General features: G+C 65.9%; 24 protein-coding genes and 1 other RNA gene. 21 read left to right on the forward strand and 4 right to left on the reverse strand.

From position 1 onward, the window contains the following. Positions 1-302: 302 nt before the first annotated feature. The 4 genes from ssrA to ompA form a co-directional block, all read right to left on the reverse strand. Positions 303-687: a transfer-messenger RNA gene (gene ssrA, locus ASD34_RS27275) on the reverse strand. A 12-nt stretch (positions 688-699) separates the two neighbouring features. Then, positions 700-1374, reverse strand: a complete 675-nt coding sequence (locus ASD34_RS22635) for an HAD-IA family hydrolase (RefSeq protein ID WP_056582651.1) — start codon at positions 1372-1374, stop codon at positions 700-702. Further along, entirely contained in the window at positions 1371-2099 is a 729-nt protein-coding gene (gene ubiG / locus ASD34_RS22640; RefSeq protein ID WP_056582652.1) for a bifunctional 2-polyprenyl-6-hydroxyphenol methylase/3-demethylubiquinol 3-O-methyltransferase UbiG, read from the reverse strand. The genes ASD34_RS22635 and ubiG overlap by 4 nt, the downstream gene beginning before the upstream one ends. A gap of 128 nt (positions 2100-2227) precedes the next feature. Then, entirely contained in the window at positions 2228-2878 is a 651-nt protein-coding gene (gene ompA, locus ASD34_RS22645; protein WP_056582654.1) for an outer membrane protein OmpA, read from the reverse strand. 224 nt (positions 2879-3102) lie between these two features. On the opposite strand from ompA, the gene gyrA reads away from it, so the two are divergent. From gyrA to mnhG, 21 genes are all read left to right on the forward strand, one after another. Further along, positions 3103-5748 (forward strand): DNA gyrase subunit A, encoded by a 2646-nt coding sequence (gene gyrA / locus ASD34_RS22650; RefSeq protein WP_056582656.1) that lies wholly within the window; start codon positions 3103-3105, stop codon positions 5746-5748. Then, on the forward strand, positions 5745-6332 hold the full coding sequence (locus ASD34_RS22655) for a DUF2059 domain-containing protein (RefSeq protein WP_235510206.1): 588 nt from the start codon (positions 5745-5747) through the stop codon (positions 6330-6332). The genes gyrA and ASD34_RS22655 overlap by 4 nt, the downstream gene beginning before the upstream one ends. Before the next feature lie 6 nt (positions 6333-6338). After that, entirely contained in the window at positions 6339-7469 is a 1131-nt protein-coding gene (gene serC, locus ASD34_RS22660; RefSeq protein WP_056582658.1) for a 3-phosphoserine/phosphohydroxythreonine transaminase, read from the forward strand. Positions 7470-7493: 24 nt separating this feature from the next. Continuing rightward, positions 7494-8618, forward strand: coding sequence for a prephenate dehydratase (pheA, locus tag ASD34_RS22665; protein WP_056582660.1), 1125 nt, complete (start codon positions 7494-7496; stop codon positions 8616-8618). 18 nt (positions 8619-8636) lie between these two features. Then, on the forward strand, positions 8637-9530 hold the full coding sequence (locus ASD34_RS22670) for a prephenate dehydrogenase (RefSeq protein WP_056582662.1): 894 nt from the start codon (positions 8637-8639) through the stop codon (positions 9528-9530). 1 nt (position 9531) lies between these two features. Then, complete coding sequence (locus tag ASD34_RS22675; protein WP_056582665.1) at positions 9532-11550, forward strand: bifunctional 3-phosphoshikimate 1-carboxyvinyltransferase/cytidylate kinase; 2019 nt, start codon at positions 9532-9534, stop codon at positions 11548-11550. A gap of 198 nt (positions 11551-11748) precedes the next feature. Further along, positions 11749-13437 carry a 30S ribosomal protein S1 gene (gene rpsA, locus ASD34_RS22680; protein WP_056582667.1) on the forward strand — a complete coding sequence of 563 codons (1689 nt, stop codon included), beginning with the start codon at positions 11749-11751 and terminating at the stop codon, positions 13435-13437. A gap of 80 nt (positions 13438-13517) precedes the next feature. Next, the gene (locus ASD34_RS22685) at positions 13518-13844 is read left to right on the forward strand and encodes an integration host factor subunit beta (RefSeq protein WP_056582668.1); all 327 of its coding nucleotides are present in this window, start codon (positions 13518-13520) and stop codon (positions 13842-13844) included. A 57-nt stretch (positions 13845-13901) separates the two neighbouring features. Further along, a complete protein-coding gene (locus tag ASD34_RS22690; protein ID WP_056582670.1) occupies positions 13902-14237 on the forward strand; it encodes a lipopolysaccharide assembly LapA domain-containing protein in 336 nt (111 codons plus the stop codon). Next, positions 14227-15408, forward strand: coding sequence for a lipopolysaccharide assembly protein LapB (gene lapB, locus ASD34_RS22695; protein ID WP_056582672.1), 1182 nt, complete (start codon positions 14227-14229; stop codon positions 15406-15408). The genes ASD34_RS22690 and lapB overlap by 11 nt, the downstream gene beginning before the upstream one ends. 137 nt (positions 15409-15545) lie before the next feature. Then, positions 15546-15878, forward strand: a complete 333-nt coding sequence (locus tag ASD34_RS22700) for a ComEA family DNA-binding protein (protein ID WP_056582674.1) — start codon at positions 15546-15548, stop codon at positions 15876-15878. Positions 15879-16040: 162 nt separating this feature from the next. Further along, positions 16041-17009 (forward strand): TRAP transporter substrate-binding protein, encoded by a 969-nt coding sequence (locus ASD34_RS22705; RefSeq protein ID WP_056582675.1) that lies wholly within the window; start codon positions 16041-16043, stop codon positions 17007-17009. 25 nt (positions 17010-17034) lie between these two features. Further along, positions 17035-17544 carry a TRAP transporter small permease gene (locus tag ASD34_RS22710; RefSeq protein WP_056582677.1) on the forward strand — a complete coding sequence of 170 codons (510 nt, stop codon included), beginning with the start codon at positions 17035-17037 and terminating at the stop codon, positions 17542-17544. Further along, positions 17537-18838, forward strand: coding sequence for a TRAP transporter large permease (locus ASD34_RS22715; protein WP_056582680.1), 1302 nt, complete (start codon positions 17537-17539; stop codon positions 18836-18838). The genes ASD34_RS22710 and ASD34_RS22715 overlap by 8 nt, the downstream gene beginning before the upstream one ends. Before the next feature lie 46 nt (positions 18839-18884). Beyond that, on the forward strand, positions 18885-19265 hold the full coding sequence (gene crcB / locus ASD34_RS22720) for a fluoride efflux transporter CrcB (protein WP_056582682.1): 381 nt from the start codon (positions 18885-18887) through the stop codon (positions 19263-19265). A 77-nt stretch (positions 19266-19342) separates the two neighbouring features. Further along, positions 19343-22315: a monovalent cation/H+ antiporter subunit A gene (locus tag ASD34_RS22725; protein WP_056582684.1), complete on the forward strand. Its 2973-nt coding sequence runs from the start codon at positions 19343-19345 to the stop codon at positions 22313-22315. Next, on the forward strand, positions 22315-22665 hold the full coding sequence (locus ASD34_RS22730) for a Na+/H+ antiporter subunit C (RefSeq protein WP_056582686.1): 351 nt from the start codon (positions 22315-22317) through the stop codon (positions 22663-22665). Before ASD34_RS22725 ends, ASD34_RS22730 begins: the two co-directional genes overlap by 1 nt. Beyond that, positions 22662-24368 carry a monovalent cation/H+ antiporter subunit D gene (locus ASD34_RS22735; protein ID WP_056582688.1) on the forward strand — a complete coding sequence of 569 codons (1707 nt, stop codon included), beginning with the start codon at positions 22662-22664 and terminating at the stop codon, positions 24366-24368. The genes ASD34_RS22730 and ASD34_RS22735 overlap by 4 nt, the downstream gene beginning before the upstream one ends. Continuing rightward, positions 24365-24856 (forward strand): Na+/H+ antiporter subunit E, encoded by a 492-nt coding sequence (locus tag ASD34_RS22740; RefSeq protein ID WP_056582690.1) that lies wholly within the window; start codon positions 24365-24367, stop codon positions 24854-24856. The genes ASD34_RS22735 and ASD34_RS22740 overlap by 4 nt, the downstream gene beginning before the upstream one ends. After that, complete coding sequence (locus tag ASD34_RS22745) at positions 24853-25131, forward strand: K+/H+ antiporter subunit F (protein WP_056582692.1); 279 nt, start codon at positions 24853-24855, stop codon at positions 25129-25131. Before ASD34_RS22740 ends, ASD34_RS22745 begins: the two co-directional genes overlap by 4 nt. Continuing rightward, positions 25128-25478: a monovalent cation/H(+) antiporter subunit G gene (gene mnhG / locus ASD34_RS22750; RefSeq protein WP_056582694.1), complete on the forward strand. Its 351-nt coding sequence runs from the start codon at positions 25128-25130 to the stop codon at positions 25476-25478. Before ASD34_RS22745 ends, mnhG begins: the two co-directional genes overlap by 4 nt. The last annotated feature ends 11 nt before the right edge of the window (positions 25479-25489 follow it).

The following is a 25489-nucleotide window of genomic DNA, read 5'->3' on the forward strand; positions in this document are numbered from 1 at the left end:
CTGGCTCACTTTTACTTCGGCACTACCCGCAGAACTGGCTCAGTTTCCGGTCGGCGTCAACACACAAGACGACCGAGATGGTGACGCGCCACTATGGGCGGTGGGTCGAGCAGGGTGTGGCGCTGGGCTTCGATCGGCCTCCAGCGAGGTACGGCCATCAGCCTTTGCCGGGCCTACCGCCAGCACCCGAAGCGACCGATTCGCGTGTGAAAAATGAGTGAGCCGATGGACGGAATGTGACGGTGCTGGACGGATGTCCAGTCGCTAAGTCCTTGATTTACTTGGACTTAGCCATAGGAATATGGTGGAGCTGGGGGGATTTGAACCCCCGTCCGCAAGCCTTTATCGCGCAGTTCTACATGTTTAGTGATCTGATTTAAGTCTCGCTTCCGGAGTCGCGCAGTCACACGCTAAACCGGACGCCAGTACCCTATTTTCTCGCCCCGACCCAAGGTACCCGGATCGGAGCCAGCCCATGTAATTATCCTTGCAGCCGGGAGGTCAGGATTGCTCCAGACCCCCTTGCCCAGCCCATCGGCCAACTGTTGCAAGGCTCACTGGCAATTAAGCAGCGAGTGCGAAACGTTCGTCGTTTGCAGTTAGTTTGTTTGAATCTGTTTTACGAGCGCATTCAGCTCGACATGCCCCGCTGCGACTCCGAACCCACGTCGAAACCAGTGCAGCCCCAAGCGACCCATTTTAGGCGTTATTGAGCAACTTCAAGAGCTCCAGGGGTGAAGAGATTGAAGCATCGGCCCGCCACAGGGTCGAATCGGCATCCGAGCCCATGTAGCCGTAGGTAGCGGCGACCGTTCGCATGCCGGCGGCACGGCCCGCGATGATGTCGCGCTCGTCGTCACCCACGTAGATGCAGGCCTCGGACGCCACGCCCAGGCGGCGCGCCGCCTCGTGCAACGGCTCGGGGTGCGGCTTTGAGAACGGCGTGGTGTCGCCACTCACGATGGCACCCGCGGTCGCGAAGAGCGGCATTGCAGCGGTCAGTGGATCGGTGAAGCGGGCCGACTTGTTGGTGACCACACCCCAACGAAACCCGCGCTCGCGAAGCGCCTCGATCAGGGGCGTCACGCCGTCGAACACGAGGGTGTTGAGCAGCATGCGGCGCTCGTAGGCGACGTAGAACTCCTCTCGCAGTGCATCGAACTCCGGGGCGTCGGGGGTGATGTCGAACGCCACGCCGAGCATGCCCCTGGCGCCGGCGCCGGCCAGCGGGCGATAGCGCTCCAGCGGATACGAGGCCAGGCCACGGTCGGTGCGCATCTTGTCGGCGGCGGCGCCGAGGTCGGGCGCGCTGTCGATCAGCGTGCCGTCGAGGTCGAACAGGATGGCCTGGGTCGTCGTGCCCCCGATCTTCATCGGTGCGCCTCCGGCAGCGCCGGCTTCTGGGTCGCGAACAGGTAGTTGACGCTCGTGTCGGCGCTGAGCCAGTAGCGTCGGGTGAGCGGGTTGTATTCCATGCCGCGCGTATGGCGCAGGTCCAGGCGGGCGGCACGGCAATAGCCGGCCAGTTCGCTGGGACGGATCAGCTTGGGGTACTCGTGCGTGCCGCGCGGCAGCATGCCCAGGACGTACTCCGCGCCCACGATCGCCAACATGAAGGATTTCAGGTTGCGGTTGATGGTCGAGAAGAACACCCAGCCGCCAGGCTTTACCAGCGTGGCACAGGCCTGGATCACGGACGCCGGATCGGGCACGTGCTCCAGCATTTCCATGCAGGTGACGACGTCGAAGCTGTCAGGCTGCTCGGCCGCCACAGCCTCGGCACTGACTTCGCGATACTTGACGCCGCGCGTCCCGGCTTCGAGCGCATGCAGCTGGGCGACCTTGAGCGCCTTGGTCGCTAGGTCAATGCCCAGGACGTCGGCGCCCTTGCGCGCCATCGAATCGGCCAGGATGCCGCCGCCACAGCCGATATCGACCACACGTTGGCCCGAAATAGGCGCAATACCGTCAATCCATTCGAGTCGCAATGGATTGATTTCATGCAACGGGCGGAATTCGCTCTCCAAATCCCACCATCGGTGCGCGAGTTCCGAAAACTTGGCCAGTTCGGCCGGGTCTGCATTCACGTTTTCTGTCATACGGCAATTATGAAGCGAGCAAAGCCCGACTCGAAAGCAATGGGTCTGGATCGAGCCCGGCACAAATTCACCAGGCATAAAAAAACCCCGCCGAGGCGGGGTTTTCATTCGTCGACGGAATCGATCGATCAGTTGGCGCGGGTGCCAACCACTTCGATTTCCACGCGACGGTTCTTGGCGCGGCCTTCCTTGGTGCGGTTGTCAGCCACAGGCTGCTTCTCGCCCTTGCCTTCGGTGTAGACGCGGTTGCGTTCGATGCCCTTCGAGACCAGGAAGGCCTTGACGGCTTCGGCGCGACGCACCGACAGACGCTGGTTGTAGGCGTCGGTACCGATGGAGTCGGTATGACCCACAGCGATGATGACTTCCAGGTTCACGCCACGGATCTTCTCGACCAAGTCGGTCAGCTTGGCGCGACCTTCGGGCTTCAGCACCGACTTGTCGAAGTCGAAGAAGGCGTCAGCAGCGAAGGTGACCTTCGAAGCGGCGACTTGCGCGGGACGCGGAGCGACCGGAGCAGCAGGCGTGGGAGCCACAGCAGCCGGAGCAGCCGGAACCAGAGCGCCGTCGCAACCGGCGGCAGCCGTTGCGGGCGTCCAGTTGGCATCGCGCCAGCACAGTTCGTTCGTGCCGTTCTTCCAGACGAGTTCGCCGGTGCCGTTTTGCCAGTTGTCGATCGTAGGACCGCCGTTCGCAGCGGTGACACGGGTCTGCGCGCCGGCGGCAGTGGCGAGCGCAGCGACTGCAAACATCATCGCCACTTTATTCAGTTTCTTCATGGTTCTCCTCTTGGGGAAAAAGCCGCAGCCGCGCTGCGAATCAAGGACGCTTTAAGTGACCACCACCCAAAACGTTGAGACGATTGTGCCATAGGGTCTTTGACAAACAGGCCGCTGGACGCCCCTGAAGCGTAGGACGGAGGCGGAATAGAGCCCTTGTGTTGCGGCGGTGCGACACCCCTCACAGCGTAAAATTTCGCCTTCCTGCCGCCAGCCTCTTGCTCATGACCTCCTTCGCCAAAGAAACCCTGCCCATCAGTCTCGAAGAGGAAATGCGCAGCAGCTACCTCGATTACGCCATGAGCGTGATCGTTGGCCGGGCGCTTCCCGACGCCCGCGACGGCCTCAAGCCGGTGCACCGGCGCGTGCTGTACGCGATGCACGAACTCAACAACGACTGGAACCGGCCGTACAAGAAGTCGGCCCGTATCGTCGGCGACGTGATCGGTAAGTACCACCCGCACGGGGACCAGTCGGTCTACGACACCATCGTCCGCTTGGCCCAGGACTTCTCGATGCGCCACATGCTGGTCGACGGCCAGGGCAACTTCGGGTCGGTCGACGGCGACAACGCGGCCGCAATGCGTTATACGGAAATCCGGCTGGCCAAAATTGCGCATGAAATGCTGGCCGATATCGACAAGGAAACCGTCGACTTTCAGGACAATTACGACGGCTCAGAAAAAGAACCGAAAGTTTTGCCCAGCCAGCTGCCGAATTTGCTGGTCAATGGCTCAGGCGGTATTGCGGTCGGCATGGCTACCAATATCCCGCCGCACAACCTGAATGAAGTGGTGGATGCGTGCCTGTACCTGCTGCGCAATCCGCAGGCGAGCATCGACGAGCTGATGGAGATCGTGCCGGCGCCCGATTTCCCCACTGCCGGCATCATCTACGGCATCAATGGCGTGAAAGACGGCTACCGCACCGGCCGCGGCAAGGTCGTGATGCGCGCCAAGTGCCACTTCGAGGACATCGATCGGGGCCAGCGCCAGGCGATCATCGTTGACGAACTCCCTTACCAGGTCAACAAGAAGACGCTGCAGGAGCGCATGGCCGAACTGGTGCACGAGAAGAAGATCGAAGGCATCAGCCACATCCAGGACGAGTCCGACAAGTCGGGCATGCGCCTGGTGATCGAGCTCAAGCGTGGCGAAGTGCCTGAGGTGGTGCTCAACAACCTCTACAAGCAGACGCAGCTTCAGGACACGTTCGGCATCAACATGGTGGCGCTGGTCGACGGCCAGCCCAAGCTGTGCAACCTGAAGGACCTGATCGAGGTCTTCCTGCAGCACCGCCGCGAAGTGGTCACGCGCCGCACGGTGTTCACGCTGCGCAAGGCCCGCGAACGCGGCCATGTGCTCGAAGGCCTGGCGGTGGCGCTGGCCAACATCGACGAATTCATTCGGATCATCCGCGAGTCGCCCACCCCGCCGGTCGCCAAGGCCGAGCTCATGACGCGCAGCTGGGACAGCAAGCTGGTGCGCGAGATGCTCACGCGTTCGCGCGCCGACGGCGGCGTGATCAACGCCGACGACTACCGCCCCGAAGGCCTCGAGCGCGAGTACGGCATGGGCGGCGACGGCCTGTACCGCCTGTCGGAAACGCAGGCGCAAGAAATCCTGCAGATGCGCCTGCAACGCCTGACCGGCCTCGAGCAGGACAAGATCGTCGCCGAGTACAAGGACGTCATGGCCGAGATCGACGACCTGCTCGACATCCTGGCCAAGCCCGAGCGCGTCTCGATCATCATTGGCGACGAGCTCGGTGAGATCAAGCAGGAGTTCGGACAGTCGAAGGTCGGTGCCCGCCGCAGCCTGGTCGAGCACAGCGCCTACGACCTCTCGACCGAAGACCTGATCACGCCGACCGACATGGTCGTCACGCTCTCCCACAGCGGCTACATCAAGAGCCAGCCGCTGGGCGAATACCGCGCCCAGAAGCGCGGCGGCCGCGGCAAGCAGGCCACGGCCACGAAGGAAGACGACTGGATCGACCAGCTCTTCATCGCCAACACGCACGACTACATCCTGTGCTTCTCCAACCGCGGCCGGCTGTACTGGCTCAAGGTGTGGGAAGTGCCGGCGGGTTCGCGCGGCTCGCGCGGACGCCCCATCGTCAACATGTTCCCGCTGCAGGAAGGCGAGAAGATCAACGTCGCCCTCGCCCTCACCGGCGAAAAGCGCAACTTCCCCGCCGACCAGTACGTGTTCATGGCGACCTCGATGGGAACGGTCAAGAAGACCGCACTCGACGAATTCAGCAACCCGCGCAAGGGCGGCATCATTGCCGTGAACCTCGATGAAGGCGACTACCTCATCGGCGCGGCACTCACCGACGGCAAGCACGATGTGATGCTGTTCAGCGACAACGGCAAGGCCGTGCGCTTCGACGAAGAAGACGTCCGCCCGCTGGGCCGCAACGCCCGCGGCGTGCGCGGCATGTCGCTGGAGCCGGGCCAGGGCGTGATCGCCATGCTGGTGGCCGAGGACGAGCAGCAGAGCGTACTCACCGCGACCGAAAATGGTTACGGAAAACGCACAAGCATTACCGAATACACCCGTCATGGCCGCGGAACCAAAGGCATGATCGCGATCCAACAGAGTGAGCGCAACGGCAGGGTCGTTGCCGCCACGCTCGTTCATGCGGACGATGAGATCATGCTCATCACCGACAAGGGTGTGCTCGTGCGCACCCGTGTGGCCGAGATTCGCGAACTGGGTCGGGCGACGCAAGGCGTCACGCTGATCGGGCTCGACGAAGGCGCCAAACTCAGCGGGCTTCAACGCATCGTCGAAAACGACGCGAACGGCGAAGGCGAGCCGGACGCAGACGACACTTCCACATCTTCAACGGAGAATCCTCAGTGAAAAAACAACTCAAGCTCGCACTCCTGACCGCCGCCCTCGCCGGCTCGTCCATGGCCGCCATGGCCCAGGACAAGGCCACGCTGATCAAGCAGTTCATCGAGATCCAGCGCCCCGGCATCGAGTCGCTGGCACGCGGCCTGATCGAGCAGTCCAGCGCCCCCATCGCGCAAGCTGGTTCGCAGTACCTGCAGACGCAAGTGCCCGAAGCCAAGCGCGAGTCCGCCGCCAAGGCCGCTGATGCCGAACTGAAGAAGTACTTCGACGACGCCTATCCGCTCGTGCGCGACAAGGCCGTGCAGATCGCCCCGGGCGCCCTGACGCCCATCCTCGAGCAGAACTTCACCGAAGACGAGCTCAAGCAGCTGCTGGCCTGGATCAACTCGCCCCTGAGCAAGAAGTACCAGGAGCTGAATCCGAAGATGCAGACCGCCCTGACGGAAAAGCTGGTGACCGAAACCCGCGCCACCATCGAACCGAAGATGCGCGCACTCGACACCAACGTCGCCAAGGCCCTCGGTGCTCCGACCGATGGTGCAGCAGCTCCCGCCAAGGCACCCGCTGCCAAGGCTCCCGCCAAGAAGTAAAGCAACGTGACCCAGCAGCAGACGCCGGCCGGCAAGCGCCCCTACAATTTTTCGGCCGGTCCGGCTGCCATGCCGGAGGCGGTGCTGCAACGCGCCGCTTCCGAAATGCTCGATTGGCAGGGCAGCGGCATGAGCGTGATGGAGATGAGCCATCGCGGCAAGGAATTCGGTGCCATCTGCACCCAGGCCGAAGCCGACATCCGCGCGCTGCTGGCCATCCCCTCGCACTTTCACATCCTGTTCATGCAGGGTGGCGGCTTGGGCGAAAACGCCATCGTGCCGTTGAACCTGTCACGCGGCGCTGCCGCCGACTTCGTCGTCACCGGCAGCTGGAGCGCCAAGTCGCACAAGGAAGCGCAGCGTTACTGCACCGCCCGCGTGGCCGCGAGCAACGCCGACAACCAGCACACGAAGCTGCCTGATCCCGCGAGCTGGCAGCTGTCCAGCGATGCCTCGTATGTGCACGTGTGCAGCAACGAGACCATCAACGGCGTCGAGTTCCAGCAACTGCCTGACCTGGCCGCGCTCGGCAGCAAGGCGCCGCTGGTCATCGATTTTTCTTCGCACGTCGCCTCGCGCAGCGTCGACTGGAGCCGCGTCGGCCTGGCCTTCGGCGGCGCCCAGAAGAACCTCGGCCCAGCCGGCCTGACCATCGTGGTCGTGCGCGACGACCTGCTGGGCCACGCCCTCGAAATTTGCCCGAGCGCGTTCAACTACAAGACCGTGGCCGACAACCAGTCCATGTACAACACCCCGCCGACCTGGGGCATCTACATGGCAGGGCTCACGTTCCAGTGGCTGCTGCAGCAGACCGAAGGCAACCTCACCGGCATCGCTGCCATGGAGCAGCGCAACATCGAGAAGGCCAGGCTGCTGTACGACTTCATCGACGGCTCCGACTTCTACGCCAATCGGATCGACCGAGCCTGCCGCTCGCGCATGAACGTGCCGTTCTTCCTGGCTGACGAGGGCCGCAACGAAGCCTTCCTGGCCGGTGCACGCGAAGCCGGGCTGCTGCAGCTCAAGGGGCACAAGTCGGTCGGTGGCATGCGCGCAAGCATCTACAACGCCATGCCGCTGGCAGGGGTGCAGGCCTTGGTGGCCTACATGAGAGAATTCGAGCGATCGCATGCGTAGGCGCATGCCCTGTTGCTCGCACCGATGACCGCCTCTGCCCCCACACCACCCATCTCCTCCCCCGACAATTCCGAAAGCCTGGCCGATCTGCGCGTGCAGATCGACTCGCTCGACCAACAGCTCCTGAGCCTGCTCAACGAGCGCGCCCATGTGGCCGAGCTGGTCGGCGAGGTCAAGAAGCGCGAAGGCACGCCGTTCTTCCGCCCTGACCGCGTGGCCGCGGTCATCAACAAGATGCAAAGCAGCAATGGCGGTCCGCTCAAGGACCTCCATGTCGCGGCCATCTGGCGCGAGATCATGTCGGCCTGCCTGGCACTCGAATCGCCCCAACGCGTGGCCGTGCTCGGCCCCGAGGGCACCTTCTGCGAGCAAGCCGCCATCGAGTACTTCGGCGGCGCCGCCGACCTGATCTACTGCGCCAGCTTCGACGAAGTGTTCCACGCCACGGCCGCGGGCAGCGCCCAGTACGGCGTGGTCGGTGTCGAGAACTCGACCGAAGGCGTGGTCACGCGCTCGCTCGACCTGTTCCTGCACTCGCCCACCCACGTCGTCGGCGAAGTCAGCCTGCTGGTGCGCCACCACCTGATGCGCAGCAGCAATTCGCTCGAAGGCGTCGAGGCCGTGCTGGCCCATCCGCAGGCTCTGGCGCAGTGCCAGACCTGGCTGTCCAAGCACCTGCCCAACGCCGAGCGGCGCGCCGTATCGAGCAACGCCGAAGGCGCGCGCCTCGCGGCCACCAACCCGGCCTGGGCCGCACTGGCCGGCGAACGCGCCGCCACCCGCTTCGGCCTGCACATCGTGGCGCACGCCATCCAGGACGATTCGTACAACCGCACCCGCTTCTCGGTGATCTGCCTGCCGCAGACGCTGGCCATGCCGCCGGCCTCGGGCAAGGACTGCACGAGCCTGATCGTCTCGGTGCCCAACCGCCCCGGCGCGGTGCACGACCTGCTGGTGCCCCTGAAGGCCAACAACGTGTCGATGACGCGCTTCGAGTCGCGCCCCGCGCGCACCGGCCAGTGGGAGTACTACTTCTACATCGACCTCGACGGCCACCCCTCGCAGCCCAACGTGGCGGCGGCGCTGGCCGAACTGCGCGGCCTCTGCGCCTTCTACAAGGTGCTCGGCGCCTACCCGATCAAAGCCTGAGCCGAACGGACCGACGCGATGTTCGAGCAACTGGGATTGATCGGCTGCGGCCTCATGGGCGGCTCCTTTGCGCTCGCGCTCAAGCGCGCGAAGCTGGTGAAACGCGTGGTGGGCTACAGCAAGTCGCCCTCCACCACCGAACGGGCGCGCCAGCTCGGCGTGATCGACGTGGCGGCGCCGTCGGCGCTGCTGGCAGTGTCGGGCGCCGACATCGTGCTGCTGGCCGTGCCGGTGGCCGCCTCGGAAGCCACCTTCAAGGCCATCCGCCACGGCATCTCGGCCGACACGCTGGTGATGGACGTGGGCTCGACCAAGGGCGACGTGATCGAAGCCGCGCGCAACGGCCTGCAAAAGCAATTCGCGAACTTCGTGCCGGCCCATCCGATCGCGGGCAAGGAAGTCTCCGGCATCGAGCATGCCGAAGCGTCGCTGTTCACTGGCCGCCAGGTCGTGCTGACCCCCGTCAAGACCACGCTGCGCTCGAACGTGCAGCGCGCCTCGCAGGTCTGGAGCGGCATCGGCGCCCATGTCATCACCATGACGCACGAAGCGCACGACGCCGCTTTTGCCGCCGTGAGCCACCTGCCACACCTGTTGGCCTTCGCGTACATCAATGCGCTGACCGCGCAGCCCGAAGGCGACCGCTTCCTGGATCTGGCCGGGCCGGGCTTTCGGGACTTTTCGCGCATCGCCGCCAGCGATCCGGTCATGTGGCGCGATGTGCTGCTGGCCAATCGCGAGCAGGTGCTTCAACAATCGAGGGCGGTTCGCCAGGCGCTCGACGCTCTCGAAGCGCTGATGACCGCCGGCGACCTTCAGGGGCTGGAGCAATCCATCGCCTCCGCCAGCAAGGCGCGCGCGCGTTGGAAGCCGAATGCAAGTTCCGACGCCTCGGCCCTGCAGGACAGCTGACATGTTCTCGACCGCTTTCCTCGATCTCCCGCCTCTCGTGGGCGCCGCCGGCACAGTCCGGCTGCCGGGCTCCAAGAGCATTTCCAACCGCGTGCTGCTGCTGGCCGCGCTCGCCAGCGGCACCACCACGATCCACGACCTGCTTGATTCCGACGACACGCGCGTGATGCTCGACGCCCTGCGCGCGCTGGGCTGCGGCATCGAGCCGGTCGGCGCCTCGCTGCGCATCACGGGCCTGGGCGGCCAGCTGCCGCCTTCGCTGGGCGCGACGCTGCTGCCGCTGTTCCTGGGCAACGCCGGCACGGCCATGCGTCCGCTGACGGCGGCGCTGTCGCTGCTCGGCGGCGAATTCGAACTCAGCGGCGTGCCGCGCATGCACGAGCGCCCGATCGGCGACCTGGTCGACGCCCTCACGCAGTTGGGCTGCCGCATCGACTATCTCGGCAACCCCGGATATCCGCCGCTGCGCATCCATCCGGTGTCGCACGACGAACTGGCGCTGCGCGCACCGATCCGCGTGCGCGGCGACGTCTCGAGCCAGTTCCTGACCGCCCTGCTGCTGGCGCTGCCGCTGGCTGCGCGCAACGACATCGTGATCGAGGTCGTCGGCGAACTGATTTCCAAGCCCTACATCGAGATCACGCTGAACCTGCTGGCGCGCTTCGGCATCACGGTGCAGCGCGACGGCTGGGAGCGCTTCACCATCCCCGCCGGCAGCCGCTACACCTCGCCGGGCGAGATCCACGTCGAGGCGGACGCCTCATCCGCTAGCTATTTCATAGCACTCGGCGCCATTGCAACAGGCGTTTCGGGCCAGAACGGCATCCGCATCGAAGGCGTCGGCGCGGCCTCCATCCAGGGCGACATCCGCTTCATTGACGCCGCCCGGCAGATGGGCGCGCTGGTTGACAGCGGCCCGAACTGGCTCGAAATCCGTCGCGGCGCCTGGCCGCTCAAGGCCATCGACCTCGACGCGAACCACATTCCCGATGCCGCCATGACGCTGGCCGTCATGGCGCTGTATGCCGATGGCCCGAGCACGCTGCGCAACATCGCGAGCTGGCGCGTGAAGGAAACCGACCGCATCGACGCCATGGCCAACGAGCTGCACAAGCTCGGCGCCACGGTCGAGGCGGGCCCGGACTTCATCCGCGTCCACCCCCTGCCCGCCGCCGAGTGGCTGCCTGCCAGCATTCGCACCTATGACGACCACCGGGTCGCCATGTGCTTTTCGCTCGCGGCCTTCAATTCGGCCGGCGTGCCGGTGCGCATCCTCGAGCCCCACTGCGTCGCCAAAACCTTCCCCGACTACTTCGAAACCCTGTTCTCGGTGGCCGAGGCTGCCGAGGTGCCCGTGATTTGCATCGACGGCCCGACCGCCTCGGGCAAGGGCACGCTGGCCGCCGAGGTGGCGCGCCTGCTGGGCTATCACTACCTCGACTCGGGTTCGCTCTACCGCGTGACCGGGCTCGCCGCCCGCCGCGCCGGCCTGGAGGCCACGGCCGCGAACGAAGCGCAGATCGCAACCCTCGCCGCCGCCCTGCCCCTGCAGTTCACCGAGGGCAAGGTGCTGCTGGCCGGCGAGGACGTGAGCGACGACATCCGTACCGAAGCCGCCGGCATGGACGCCTCCCGCGTCTCCGCGCTGCCCGCCGTTCGCGAGGCGCTGCAAGACCTGCAGCACCGCTTCCGCCAACTGCCCGGGCTGGTGGCCGACGGGCGCGACATGGGCACCGTGATCTTCCCCGACGCGGCGCTCAAGGTGTTCCTCACCGCCGGTGCCGCGCAGCGCGCCGAACGGCGGCATAAGCAGTTGATTTCAAAGGGTATTTCGACTACACTTGACAGTCTTCGCTCCGACTTGGAAGCACGTGACGCTCGGGACTCCTCCCGCAGCGTTGCCCCTCTGAAGCCGGCGCAGGACGCTCGCCACCTCGACAACTCCCAGCTGTCCATCGAGAAATCGATCGACACGGTGTTGAACTGGTGGCAACAAGTACAGCCTTTCAAGTCTGCTTGAAAGGCTTGCGTCTCCCGGGTGTTCCGGGTGGCGCCTACCGCTCCAGCAGGCTCCTTCCGCGCGACAGCGCACTGGCCTGCTGGTTGTTCAACCAACCGGGCTCACGCCCACAACCTAACCGCCGTCTACAGACCTCCAGCAGCCGCACGCAATTTCGCAAGAGCGCCTGCCAACCCTGCCTGACGGAAGGAACCATAAATGTCTGAATCTTTTGCCGACCTATTCGAAGAGTCCCTGAAGCGTTCCGAAATGCGCAGCGGCGAGGTCATCACCGCCGAAGTCGTGCGTGTCGAACACAACCACGTCGTCGTCAACGCCGGGCTGAAGTCCGAAGCGTATGTGCCGATCGAAGAGTTCAAGAACGACAAGGGCGAACTCGAAGTCCAGGCCGGCGATTTCGTTTCCGTTGCCATCGGCAGCGTTGAAAACGGTTACGGCGACACCATCCTCTCGCGCGACACCGCCAAGCGTCTGGCTTCGTGGCTCGCCCTGGAGAAGGCCCTGGAATCGGGCGACTTCGTCACCGGCACCACCAGCGGCAAGGTCAAGGGCGGCCTCACGGTCCTGGTCAACGGCATCCGCGCATTCCTGCCGGGCTCGCTGATCGACACGCGCCCGATCAAGGACCTGACCCCGTACGAAAACAAGACCCTCGAATTCAAGGTCATCAAGCTCGATCGCAAGCGCAACAACGTCGTGCTGTCGCGCCGTGCCGTGGTCGAAGCCAGCATGGGCGAAGAACGCGCCAAGCTGATGGAAACCCTGAAGGAAGGCGCTGTTGTCCGCGGCGTGGTCAAGAACATCACCGAATACGGTGCGTTCGTGGACCTCGGCGGCATCGACGGCCTGCTGCACATCACCGACATGGCATGGCGCCGTGTTCGCCACCCGAGCGAAGTCGTTCAGGCCGGCCAGGAAATCACCGCCAAGATCCTCAAGTTCGACACCGAGAAAAACCGTGTCTCGCTGGGTCTCAAGCAAATGGGTGACGACCCGTGGATGGGCGTTTCGCGCCGCTATCCGCAATCGACCCGCCTGTTCGGCAAGGTCACGAACATTGCCGACTACGGCGCGTTCGTCGAACTCGAACCCGGCATCGAAGGCCTGGTGCACGTCTCCGAAATGGATTGGACCAACAAGAACATCGCTCCGAACAAGATCGTCTCGCTGGGCGACGAAGTCGAAGTCATGGTCCTGGAAATCGACGAAGACAAGCGCCGCATCAGCCTGGGCATGAAGCAGTGCAAGGCCAACCCGTGGCAAGAGTTCGCGCAAAACACCAAGCGTGGCGACCGCGTCAAGGGCCCGATCAAGTCGATCACCGACTTCGGCGTGTTCGTGGGCCTGGCTGCCGGCATCGACGGCCTGGTGCACCTGTCGGACCTCTCGTGGAACGAAACCGGCGAAACCGCCGTTCGCAACTACAAGAAGGGTCAGGAAGTCGAAGCGATCGTGCTGGCTGTCGACGTCGACCGTGAACGCATCTCGCTGGGCATCAAGCAGCTCGACAGCGATCCGTTCACCACGTTCACCACCGTGAACGACAAGGGCCAGATCGTGACCGGCAAGGTCAAGACCGTGGACGCCCGCGGCGCTGAAATCGACCTCGGCGAAGACATCATCGGCTACCTGCGTGCTTCGGAAATCTCGCGCGACCGCGTCGAAGATGCCCGCAACGTGCTCAAGGAAGGCGACGAAGTCACGGCCATCGTGGTGAACGTGGATCGCAAGACCCGCAACATCCAGCTGTCGATCAAGCAGAAGGACATGGTCGACGAACAAGGCGCCATGGCCAACCTGAGCCAGCAGTCGGCACGCGAAAACGCGGGCACGACCAGCCTGGGCGCCCTGCTGCGCGCCAAGCTCGACAACAGCGACAACAAGTAAGCTGAGTCCGAAGACAGAGGCAGGCCCCTGGGGCCGCTCTGTCTTTTTTTTCGTCCACGTTTTTCGTTTATGTTTGGCCTATGACCCGCTCAGACCTCGTCGAAGAACTCGCCGCCCGTTTCGCGCAGCTCACGCACCGCGATGCCGAATACGCCGTCAAGACCATCCTGGACGCGATGAGCGACGCGCTGGTGCGCGGCCACCGCATCGAGATCCGTGGCTTCGGCAGCTTCTCGGTCAACCGCCGACCGCCGCGCATCGGCCGCAACCCGCGTTCGGGCGAGAGCGTGCAGATTCCCGAGAAGCGCGTGCCGCACTTCAAGCCGGGCAAGGCACTGCGCGAAGCCGTCGACGCGAAGACCGCCGAGCTCGATGCAGGCAAGGAAGCCGCCGGCCGCAAGGCCTGATGGCCGGGCTGCCCAGATGGCTGCAAACGTAGAATCGTCCCGCCAACGGGAACGCGCATGAAATACCTCCTGTGGCTGCTCAAGGCAGCCATTTTTTTTACGCTCTTCGCCTTCGCGCTGAACAACCAGCACGACGCGACCGTCTACTTCTTCTTCGGAACCCACTGGCGTGCGCCACTGGTGCTCGTCGTGCTCGCGGCCTTTGCCGGCGGGCTCGTGGTCGGCGCGCTGGGGATGCTGCCCGGCTGGTGGAAACACCGCGCCGCGGCAGCGCAAGTGCCCGCGGTTTCCGACGCCCCTTCGCCCGCGCCGCTGGCCACTGCGATCGCCTCTGCGGCGACGCCCACCATCGCGGCCACCGACCTTCCTGCCGTACGTCAACATGGACTTTGATCCCAGCTGGCTGCTGATCGGCCTGCCCGTCGCCTTCGTGCTGGGCTGGCTCGCATCGCGCTTCGACATCCGCCAGCTCAAGCTCGAGAACCGGCAGGCGCCCAAGGCCTATTTTCGCGGTCTGAACTTCCTGCTCAACGAGCAGCAGGACCAGGCCATCGACGCCTTCATCGAGGCCGTGCAGAACGACCCCGACACGCAAGAGCTGCACTTCGCGCTCGGCAACCTGTTCCGCCGCCGCGGCGAGTACCAGCGCGCCGTGCGCGTGCACGAGCACCTGTTGGGCCGCGGCGACCTGAGCCGTGCCGACCGCGAGCGCGCACAGCACGCGCTGGCGCAAGACTTCCTGCGCGCCGGCCTGCTCGACCGCGCCGAAGCCGCACTGCAGAAGCTCGAAGGCACGCGCTACGAGAACGAGGCCCGGCTCGCGCTGCTGGCCATCTACGAACGCTCGCGCGAATGGGCACAGGCCGCCGACGTGGCGCAGAAGCTCGACGAGTCCGACCAAGCCAGCTACAGCACGCGCCGCGCCCACCATCTGTGCGAGCAGGCCAACGAGCGCGTCGCGGCCGGCGATCTGTTGGGGGCCAGCGACCTGCTTGCGCAAGCACGCGCCCTGGCACCGCAAGCCCCGCGGCCAGCCATCGACACCGCCACCTTGCAGTTGCGCAACGGCGAAACCGCCGCCGCTTTCGACACGCTCGAAGGACTCAGCGACACGGCACCGCTGGCGCTGCCGCTCTACGCTGCCTCACTGCAGAAGGCGGCCGTGTCCGCCCACCGCGAAGGCGAAGCGCTGGCGCTGCTGCAGCGGCGCTATGCGGAATCGCCGTCGATCGACGTGCTCGAAGCGCTGATCGCGCTCGGCGGTACACCCCCAGCACCAGCGACAACCGGCGCCCCCGTCGAAGCGCCCTCACCGCGCGACAGCTACATCGCCCACCTCGCACACCAGCCCTCGCTGGTCGCCGCTTCGCGCTGGCTGGCCGGCGAGCGCTTCGAGCACGAGCAGTTCCACCCGCAGGTGCAACGCGCGCTCGACCAGGCGACCCGTCCGCTCATGCGTTACCGCTGTGCGGCCTGCGGCTTCGAGGCGCACCAGTACTTCTGGCACTGCCCCGGCTGCCAGGCCTGGGACAGCTACCCGCCGCGCCGCGTGGAAGAACTCTGACCACGGTTCTGAACAATCGTCACACGGGGCCCTGGGCCCCGTTTTCATGTCAACTGGTGCCCTCGCCCTCTCGTTGAGCCGAAGCCGATATTCCTTTCGGCTTAGCCATACCAACGATTGAAGAGGGAGTTTTCACCATGTTCAAGAAAATCATCGCCACGCTCGCCATGTGCTTCGCGGCCGTTTCGTTCGCCGCTGTCGACGCCAACAAGGGCAGCGCCGCCGACCTCGACGGTCTGAAGGGCGTCGGCCCGTCGCTGTCCCAGCGCATCCTCGACGCCCGCAAGGAGGGCGAGTTCAGGGATTGGCCCGACTTCATGCAGCGCGTGAAAGGCGTGAAGGAAAAGAGCGCGGCCAAGCTGTCGGCCGAGGGGCTGACGGTCAACGGCCAGAGCTTCAGCGGCGCTGCAGCCCCGGCCAAGGCGGGCAAGGTCCCGAAGGTGGCCGAAGCCAAGTCCGCCAAGCAGTGACGCTGCCTTGAAACGAAGAAGCCGCCTCCGGGGCGGTTTTTTTATGCCCGCATGCCGTGCCGCATCGACACCACATGGCAGGGAAATGCCTCAGCGAATGGCCCGGAATTTGCACGTATGCTTTTCTTTCATTCAGTTTTAACCTTATTCCGGAGCGCGTCCATGAATCACAAGTTCGGCATTGCCCTGGCGGGCCTCACCCTTGGCGCCGCCGCCTTCGCGCAAACCAAGTGGGACCTGCCCACCGCCTACCCGACGACCAATTTCCACACGGAGAACATCACGCAGTTCGCAAGTGATGTGGACAAGGGCAGCGGCGGCAAGCTGAAGATCACGGTGCATGCCAACGCGTCGCTGTTCAAGGCGCCCGAGATCAAGCGTGCGGTGCAGGGCGGCCAGGCGCAGCTCGGCGAGATCCTGCTGGTGAACTACCAGAACGAATGGCAGATGTTCGGCGCCGACGGCATCCCCTTCCTGGCCGACAGCTATGACGCCGCCTGGAAGCTCTACCAGGCACAGAAGCCTGCGCTCGAGAAGAAGCTGGGCGAACAAGGCATCCAGCTGCTCTATACCGTGGCATGGCCGCCGCAGGGCATCTTCGTGAAGAAAGAGATTGCCTCGGCCGCCGACCTCAAGGGCGTGAAGTGGCGCGCCTACAGCCCTGCCACCGCGCGCATCGGTGAACTCGTGGGCGCGCAACCGGTCACCGTGCAGCAGGCCGAGCTGTCGCAGGCCATGGCCACCGGCGTGATCGAGTCGTACATGTCCTCGGGCTCCACCGGCTACGACACCAAGACCTACGAGTACATCAAGAACTTCTACGACACCCAGGCCTGGCTGCCGAAGAACGCGGTGCTCATGAACAAGAAGGCCTTCGACGCACTCGACAAGCCCACGCAACAGGCGCTGCTCAAGGCGGCGGCCGATGCCGAGAAGCGCGGCTGGGACACCTCGAAGAAAAAGAACGTCGAATACCTCGACCTGCTCAAGAAGAACGGCATGACGGTGCATGTGCCTTCAGCGCAACTCAAGGCCGACATGAAGAAGGTCGGCGACACCATGATCAAGGAGTGGACCGAGAAGGCAGGCCCCGAAGGGCAGGCCGTCGTCGACGCCTACAAGAAAATGTGACCCGGCTTCGCACGCACGGCACCCGATGCGCAAGACGCTGGATTTTCTCTACATGAGCGCCGCCGCCCTGGCGGCGCTTTTCATGGTCGGCCTGCTGGCGATGGTGTTGCTCTCCATCCTCGGCCGGCAGCTGCGCTTCAACATTCCCGGCATCGACGCCTACGCCGGCTACCTGATGGCCGGCGCGGGTTTCCTGGCGCTTGCGCACACGCTCAAGCGCGGCGAGCACATCCGCGTGACGCTGGTGATGCAGAACCTGCCGCCCGCGGCACAGCGCTGGCTCGAACGCTGGGCCATGGGCGCCGCGGCGCTGCTCGCCCTGCTCTTTGCCTGGTACAGCGTGCGCCTGGTCTGGCAATCGCTCGACTACCACGACATCTCCACCGGCAACGACGCCACGCCGCTGTGGATTCCCCAGCTGTCGATGGCGCTGGGCGCCATCGTCTTCGCGATCGCGTCGCTCGACGAGTTCGTGATCGAATGGCGCGGCCGCCCGGCCAAGGCGGCCGAAACGGAGGCGCTGCGCCATGAGTGACATTGCCATTGCAGGCCTGCTGATCGCCGCGCTCTTCCTCATCCTGGGCAGCGGCGTATGGATCGGCCTCACGCTCTCGGGCGTGGCGTGGATCGCCATGCAGATCTTCTCGTCGCGCCCCGCGGGCGACGCCATGGCCGTGACCATCTGGGGATCGGCCTCGAGCTGGACGCTCACCGCGTTGCCACTGTTCGTGTGGATGGGCGAGATCCTGTTCCGCACGCGGCTGTCGCAGGACATGTTCAAGGGCCTCGCGCCCTGGATGCAGGCCTTGCCGGGGCGGCTGCTGCACTCCAACGTGGTGGGCTGCGCGGTGTTCGCGGCAGTGTCGGGCTCGAGCGCAGCCACCTGCGCCACGATCGGCAAGATGAGCCTGCCCGAGCTCAAGCGCCGCGGCTACCCCGACGACATGGTCATCGGCACGCTGGCCGGCGCCGGCACGCTGGGCCTGTTGATCCCGCCCTCGATCATCATGATCGTGTACGGGGTGAGCGCCGACGTGTCGATTGCGCGCCTCTTCATCGCGGGCGTCATTCCCGGCATCCTGCTGGCGCTGCTGTTCTCGGGCTACATCGTGGTCTGGGCGCTGCGCAACCCCGACAAGGTGCCGCGCGCCGACGCGAAGCTGCCCTTCATCGAGAAGCTCCGGGCCTCGATGTCGCTGATCCCGGTGGCGCTGCTCATCCTGTCGGTGCTGGGCTCCATCTACGCCGGCATCGCCACGGCCACCGAGGCGGCGGCGGTGGGCGTGGTCGGGGCGATGGCCATCTCAGGTGCGCAGGGCTCGCTCACCTGGCACAGCTTCAAGGAGGCGCTGCTCGGGGCCACGCGCCTGTACTGCATGATGGCGCTGATCCTCGCGGGCGCGGCCTTCCTCACACTGGCCATGGGCTACATCGGGCTGCCGCGCCACCTGGCTGAATGGATCGGTTCGCTGGGGCTGTCGAAGTTCCAGCTGATCCTGATGCTCGCCGTGTTCTACATCGTGCTGGGCTGCTTCCTCGACGGCATCTCGATGGTGGTGCTCACCATGGGTGTGATCATGCCGACCGTCACTGCGGCCGGCATCGATCCGGTCTGGTTCGGCATCTTCGTCGTGTTGGTGGTCGAAATGGCGCAAATCACGCCGCCGGTGGGCTTCAACCTGTTCGTGTTGCAAGGCATGACCGGCAAGGACCTGCTGTACATCGCACGCGTCACGCTGCCGATGTTCTTCCTGATGATGACGGCGGTGCTGCTCATCTACTTCGTGCCGCAGCTGGTGACGTGGCTCCCGCAACAGATGGCGCCCTGAATCCGCAGGGCGGCGACCGACTGGCAGACCCATCCACAATAGGCCCATGCTGCTTCCGGCTCTTGCGATCTGTATCGGCGCCTCGTGCGGCGCCCTCGCCCGATGGGGCCTGGGCCTTTGGCTCAACACCGGCGGCCCCGTGCCCTACGGCACGCTGGCCGCCAACCTCATCGGCGGCTACTGCATCGGCGTGGCGGTCGCCGTCTTCCAGGCGATGCCGCAGCTCGACCCGGCATGGCGGCTGCTGCTCATCACCGGCTTCCTCGGCGGACTTACGACCTTCTCGAGCTTCTCGGTCGAAGTGGTCGCGCTGCTGCTCGGCGGACGGCCGTTGCTGGCACTGGGCACCGGCCTGCTGCACCTGTGCGGTTCCCTTGTGCTGACCTGGCTGGGCATCCGCAGCGTGCAGCTCGTGCTGGCTTCTTGACAGCGAGAAAACTGCCCGTGCTCCTGCGGTTATAGACAGGAGCTTCGCAGAGGGTCGGTCGATAGAATCGACCCCCAATGCCCCTCGCCCTTCTCGTCGCACTCCCCTTTCTTGCCAGCGTGCTGGCCGCGTTGATGCCGTCCAACGCGCGCAACCGGGAGTCGACCCTCGCAGGGCTCGTCGCATTGGGCTGCGCCATCCAGGTCGCGTGGCTCTTTCCACAGGTCGCGCACGGCGATGTGCTGCGGCAGGAGATCGAATGGCTCCCCGCCCTTGGCCTGAACCTCGTGTTCCGCCTCGACGGCTTCGCGTGGCTGTTCTGCATGCTGGTGCTGGGCATCGGCGCGTTGGTGGTGCTCTATGCGCGCTACTACATGTCGGCCTCGGACCCGGTGCCGCGCTTTTTCTCGTTCTTCCTCGCGTTCATGGGCGCGATGATGGGCGTGGTGCTCTCGGGCAACCTGATCCAGATGGTGCTGTTCTGGGAGCTCACCAGTCTCTTCTCCTTCTTGCTCATCGGCTACTGGCACCATCGGCGCGACGCGCGGCGCGGCGCGCGCATGGCGCTCACCGTCACCGGCGCCGGCGGGCTCTGCCTGCTGGCTGGCGTGTTGGTGCTGGGCCGCATCGTCGGCAGCTACGAACTCGACATCGTGCTGGCCTCGGGCAACATCATCCGCGCGCACGCGCTGTACCCGGTGGCGCTGGTGTTGATCCTGCTCGGCGCGTTCACCAAGAGCGCGCAGTTCCCGTTCCACTTCTGGCTGCCGCGCGCCATGGCCGCTCCCACGCCGGTGTCGGCCTACCTGCACTCGGCCACCATGGTGAAGCTGGGCGTGTTCCTCATGGCACGCCTGTGGCCCGTGCTCTCGGGCACCGAGCAGTGGTTCTGGATGGTCGGCGGCGCGGGCGCGATCACGTTGCTGCTGGGCGGCTTCGCGGCCATGTTCCAGCGCGACCTGAAGGCGCTGCTGGCCTACTCGACCATCTCGCACCTGGGCCTCATCACGCTGCTGCTGGGGCTGAACAGCCCGCTCGCGGCGGTGGCGGCGGTGTTCCACGTCATGAACCACGCGACCTTCAAGGCCTCGCTGTTCATGGCCGCGGGCATCATCGACCACGAAACCGGCACACGCGACATCCGCAAGCTCAGCGGCCTGATGCGGCTGATGCCCATCACGGGCACGCTGGCCATCATCGCCAGCGCCTCGATGGCCGGCGTGCCGCTGCTCAACGGCTTTCTCTCGAAGGAGATGTTCTTCGCCGAGACGGTCTTCATCCAGGCCACGCCCTGGATCGACCTCAGCCTGCCGGTCATCGCCACCATTGCGGGCATCTTCAGCGTGGCGTACTCGGCGCGCTTCGTGTTCGACGTGTTCTTCGGCCCGCCCTGCGGCCCCGACGTGCCCAAGCCCCCGCACGAGCCGCCGCACTGGATGCGCGTGCCGGTCGAGCTGCTGGTGCTGGTGTGCCTGGTCGTGGGCGTGGCGCCGGCCTGGTCGGTCGGGCCGATGCTCGCGGCCGCGGCCACGCCGGTGGTCGGTGGCACGCTGCCCGCCTACAGCCTGGCCGTGTGGCACGGCTTCAACCTGCCACTGATGATGAGCTTCGTCGCGCTCGCGGGCGGCGCCGCGCTCTATCTGCTGCTGCGCCGCCCGCTGGGCAGCGGCCGACTCGAACACACGCCGCTGCTGCACCGCTTCGACGGGCAGCTCATCTTCGAACACCTGATCGCGCTGCTGAGCGAAGCCGGCCGCCGCAGCCGCCGCCTTTTCGGCACGCGGCGCCTGCAGTGGCAATTGCTGTGGCTGGTGGTGGTGGCCGTGGCGGGCGCCGCGGCGTCGCTGTGGACCACGCCGGCCGAGCGCGGCACACGCGAGCTGCTGCCGTTCTCGCCGATGTTCGCGATGACCTGGCTCATCGGCTGCGTCTGCGCAGTGGCCGCCGCGTGGCAGGCCAAGTTCCACCGGCTCGCGGCGTTGATGCTGGCCGCGGGCGCCGGGCTGGTCTCGTGCGTCACGTACATCTGGTTCTCGGCACCCGACCTGGCGCTCACGCAGCTGGTGGTCGAGGCCGTGACCACGGTGCTGATTTTGCTGGGCCTGCGCTGGCTGCCGATGCGCAGCAAGGACGTCATTCAGCCTGCGCGCGCACGGCTGCGGCCCTGGGGCCGCCGCGGGCGCGACCTGCTGGTGGCCACCATTGCCGGCTGCGGCATGGCGGCACTGGCCTGGGCCATGATGACGCGCACCTTCCCGCAGAGCATCTCGCCCTTCTTCCTCGAACGCGCGCTCACCGAAGGCGGCGGCACCAACGTGGTCAACGTGATGCTGGTCGACTTCCGCGGCTTCGACACCTTCGGCGAGATCACCGTGCTGGGCATCGTGGCGCTCACCGTCTATGCGCTGCTGCGGCGCTTCCGCCCGGCCATCGAATCGATGGCGCTGCCCATCCAGCAGCGCCTGCAGGTCGACGACGGCAGCAGCGACCTGCTGAACCCGCGCCGCGCCACCGACTCCGCCATCGGCTACCTGATGGTGCCGGCCGTGCTGGTGCGCCTGGTGCTGCCAGTGGCCGTGCTGGTGTCGGTGTACTTCTTCATGCGCGGCCACAACGCGCCCGGCGGTGGCTTCGTCGCGGGGCTGGTGATGTCGGTCGCACTGGTGCTGCAGTTCATCGTCTCGGGCACCGAGTGGGTCGAAGAACACCTGCGCATCTACCCGCGCCGCTGGATCGCCATCGGCCTGCTGTTCGCGCTCGCCACCGGCGGCGGCGCCATCGCATTCGGCTACCCGTTCCTGACCACGCACACCGCCCACCTGCACGTGCCGCTGCTGGGCGACATGCACGTGCCCAGCGCCCTCTTCTTCGACATCGGCGTATTCGCGCTGGTGCTCGGCGCCACCATGCTGATCCTCACCGCGCTGGCCCACCAGTCCGTCCGAAGCCACCGCTGGGCCGACGAACAGGAAGAGAAAGAAGCGGAGGCGCGCGCCGCCGCCGAAGCCGAAGCAGCCGCTGCTGCTGCCGTTACTGGAGGGGCCCGCTGATGGAAATCGTGCTGGCCATCGCCATCGGCGTGCTCACCGGTTCGGGCGTGTACCTGCTGCTGCGCCCGCGGACCTTCCAGGTCATCATGGGCCTGACGCTCATCTCGTACGCGGTCAACCTGTTCATCTTCAGCATGGGCCGGCTCAAGGTCGACAGCGAGCCGGTGCTGGTCGAAGGCTTCAAGGCCACGCTGGCCAACACGGCCGACCCGATGCCGCAGGCCCTCGTGCTCACGGCCATCGTGATCGGCTTCGCGATGACGGCGTTGTTCCTGGTCGTGATGCTCGCCTCGCGCGGCCTCTCGGGCACCGACCACGTGGACGGTGAAGAGCGGGAGGCCGTGGAATGACCGACGTGCTCCACCTGCTCGACCGCTTCCTCGAGTTCAGCATGCCGCACCTGGTGGCGGTGCCGATCCTCGTGCCCATGCTCACCGCGGCGCTGATGCTGCTGATGAACGAGAACCGCCGGCGCACCAAGTCCTTCCTCAGCGTCGTCTCGGGCCTGATCGGCCTGCTCGCTGCGCTCGCGCTGCTGCGCTGGGTGAACGCAGCCGACACCGGCGGCGGCCCGGGTTCCATCGGCGTGTACCTGCCGGGCAACTGGCGTGCGCCCTTCGGCATCGTGCTGGTGGCCGATCGGCTGTCGACCCTGATGGTCGCGCTCACCGGCGTGGTCGCCTTTGCCGCGTCGATCTACTCCACCTCGCGCTGGGACCGCGCGGGCGTGCACTTTCATCCGCTGCTGCAGCTGCAGCTCATGGGCCTGAACGGCGCCTTCCTCACGGGCGACCTGTTCAACCTGTTCGTCTTCTTCGAGGTGATGCTCGCTGCGTCGTACGGCCTGCTGCTGCACGGCTCGGGCCAGTTGCGCGTGCGTGCCGGGCTGCACTACATCGCGATCAACCTCGCGGCCTCGTCGCTGTTCCTGATCGGCGCGGCGATCCTGTACGGCGTGACCGGCACGCTCAACATGGCCGACTTGGGCGCGCGCATCGCCGAGCTGGCACCCGGCGACCGCGGCCTCGTGCATGCGGCTGCAGCCATCCTGGCCACCGCGTTCTTCGCCAAGGCGGGCGCGTGGCCGCTCAACTTCTGGCTGGTGCCGGCCTACAGCGCGGCCGTGTCACCGGTGGGCGCGGTGTTCGCGCTGCTCACCAAGCTCGGCGTGTACACCGTGCTGCGCCTGTGGACCGTGCTGTTCGCGCCCGACACCGGTGCTTCGGCCGCCTTCGGGCAGGCCGCGCTGGTGAGCGTCGGGCTGGCCACGCTGTTCGTCGGAGCCATCGGCATCGTCGGCACGCAGCGGCTGTCGAACCTCGCGGGCTTCAGCGTGCTGGTGTCGGCGGGCACGCTGCTGGCGGCCGTCGGGCTCGCCGAGCCGGCCGTGTGGGCGGGCGCGCTCTACTACATGGTGAATTCCACGGTCGCGGTGGCGGCGTTCTTCCTGCTGATCGACATGATCGAGCGCTGGCGCAACGCAGGCATGAGCGTCGCGCCGCACGAGGCAGCGGGCAACGCGCCCTTCCTGGCCGAAGACCTGCGCGCGCTCAACGACGTGAACCTCGACGACGACGCGCAGGCGCTCTACGGCCGCGCCATTCCGGCCGGCGTCGCGTTCCTGGGCCTGAGCTTCATGCTCTGCACGCTGCTGCTGGCGGGCCTGCCGCCGCTGTCGGGCTTCGTCGGCAAGTTCGCGATGCTCTCGGGCCTGCTCGACGGCAAGGCCGTCACCACGGCCGGCTGGACCTTCTTCGGCCTGCTGATCGCCGCGGGCTTTCTCTCGCTGATCGCGCTGAGCCGCACCGGCATCCGCCACTTCTGGACGCAGCCCCACGCCACCATGCCCTCGCTTCCCGCGCTCGAGGTGCTGCCGGTGGCCGCCCTGCTCGCAGCCTGCGTCGCGCTGACGGTCTGGGCCGAGCCTGTGATGCAGCACGCGCAAGCCACCGCCGGTGGCCTGCGCACGCCCACCGCGTACCGCGAGGCCGTGCTCGGTGCCAAGCAGAAACCCAACCCGGTGCCCGCGAAGAAAGAGGAAGCCAAGCCATGAAGCGCTTGATGCCTTCCCCGCCGCTGTCGTTCGCGCTGTTCGTCATCTGGCTGCTGCTCAACCAGTCGCTCGAAGCGGCCACGCTGTTGTCGGCCGCGGTGCTCGCCATTGCCGTGCCGCTCATCACCAAGGGCCTGCGGCCCGCCAGGGTGCGCATGCGCCGTCCCGGCGTGGCGCTGCGGCTGTCGTTTCTGGTCACCTTCGACATGCTGAAGTCGGCGTACGACGTGGCGCGGCTGCTGCTCACGCGCCGCACCGCCGACATCTCCGCGCGCTTCGTGCAGATTCCGCTCGACATGCGCGATCCCAACGGGCTCGCCGTGCTCGCGATGATCATGTGCCTCACGCCCGGCACCGCCTGGGGCGAAGTGTCGTTCGATCGCACCACGCTGCTGATCCACGTGTTCGACCTCGAGGACGACTCGGCCTTCATCGCGCTGATCAAGACCCGCTACGAACGTCCGCTGATGGAGATTTTCGAATCATGACGCCTGTTCTCTTCTGGGCCCTGAAGGCCGCGCTCTTCCTGCTGGCCGTGGCCATGCTGTGCGCGCTGTTCCGCCTGCTGGCCGGCCCCTCCGCGCAAGACCGCGTGATGGCGCTGGACTGCCTCTACATCAACGGCATGCTGATGATGCTGGTGCTCGGCATCAACTACGCGAGCAGCGTGTATTTCGAGGCGGCGATGCTGGTGGCGCTGTTCGGCTTCGTGGGCTCGACCTCGCTGGCCAAGTTCCTGTTGCGCGGGGAGGTGATCGAATGAGCGCCACCGCCCTGCCCTTGTGGGCTGAGATCATCACCGCGGTATTCGCCGTGCTGGGCGCGGCCTTCGCGGCCATCGGCTCCTTCGGCCTGGTGCGCCTGCCGACCTTCTTTCGCCGCATCCATGCGCCCACGCTGGGCGCCACGGTGGGCGCCTGGTGCCTGACGGTGGCCACCATCGCCTACTTCTCGGTGCAGGGCTTCAGCCTGTTCCTGCACGCGATGCTGATCGTGCTGTTCATCGTGCTGACAGCGCCAATCACCACCATCTTCCTGATGCGTGCCGCTCTCTTTCGCGAACGGCAGAAGGGCAACGCCGATGTGCCGCCCGCCGCCAAGTCGGACTGAGGCGGCTTTCT

The sequence above is a fragment of the Variovorax sp. Root473 genome, assembly GCF_001426505.1.
Classification (GTDB): domain Bacteria; phylum Pseudomonadota; class Gammaproteobacteria; order Burkholderiales; family Burkholderiaceae_C; genus Variovorax.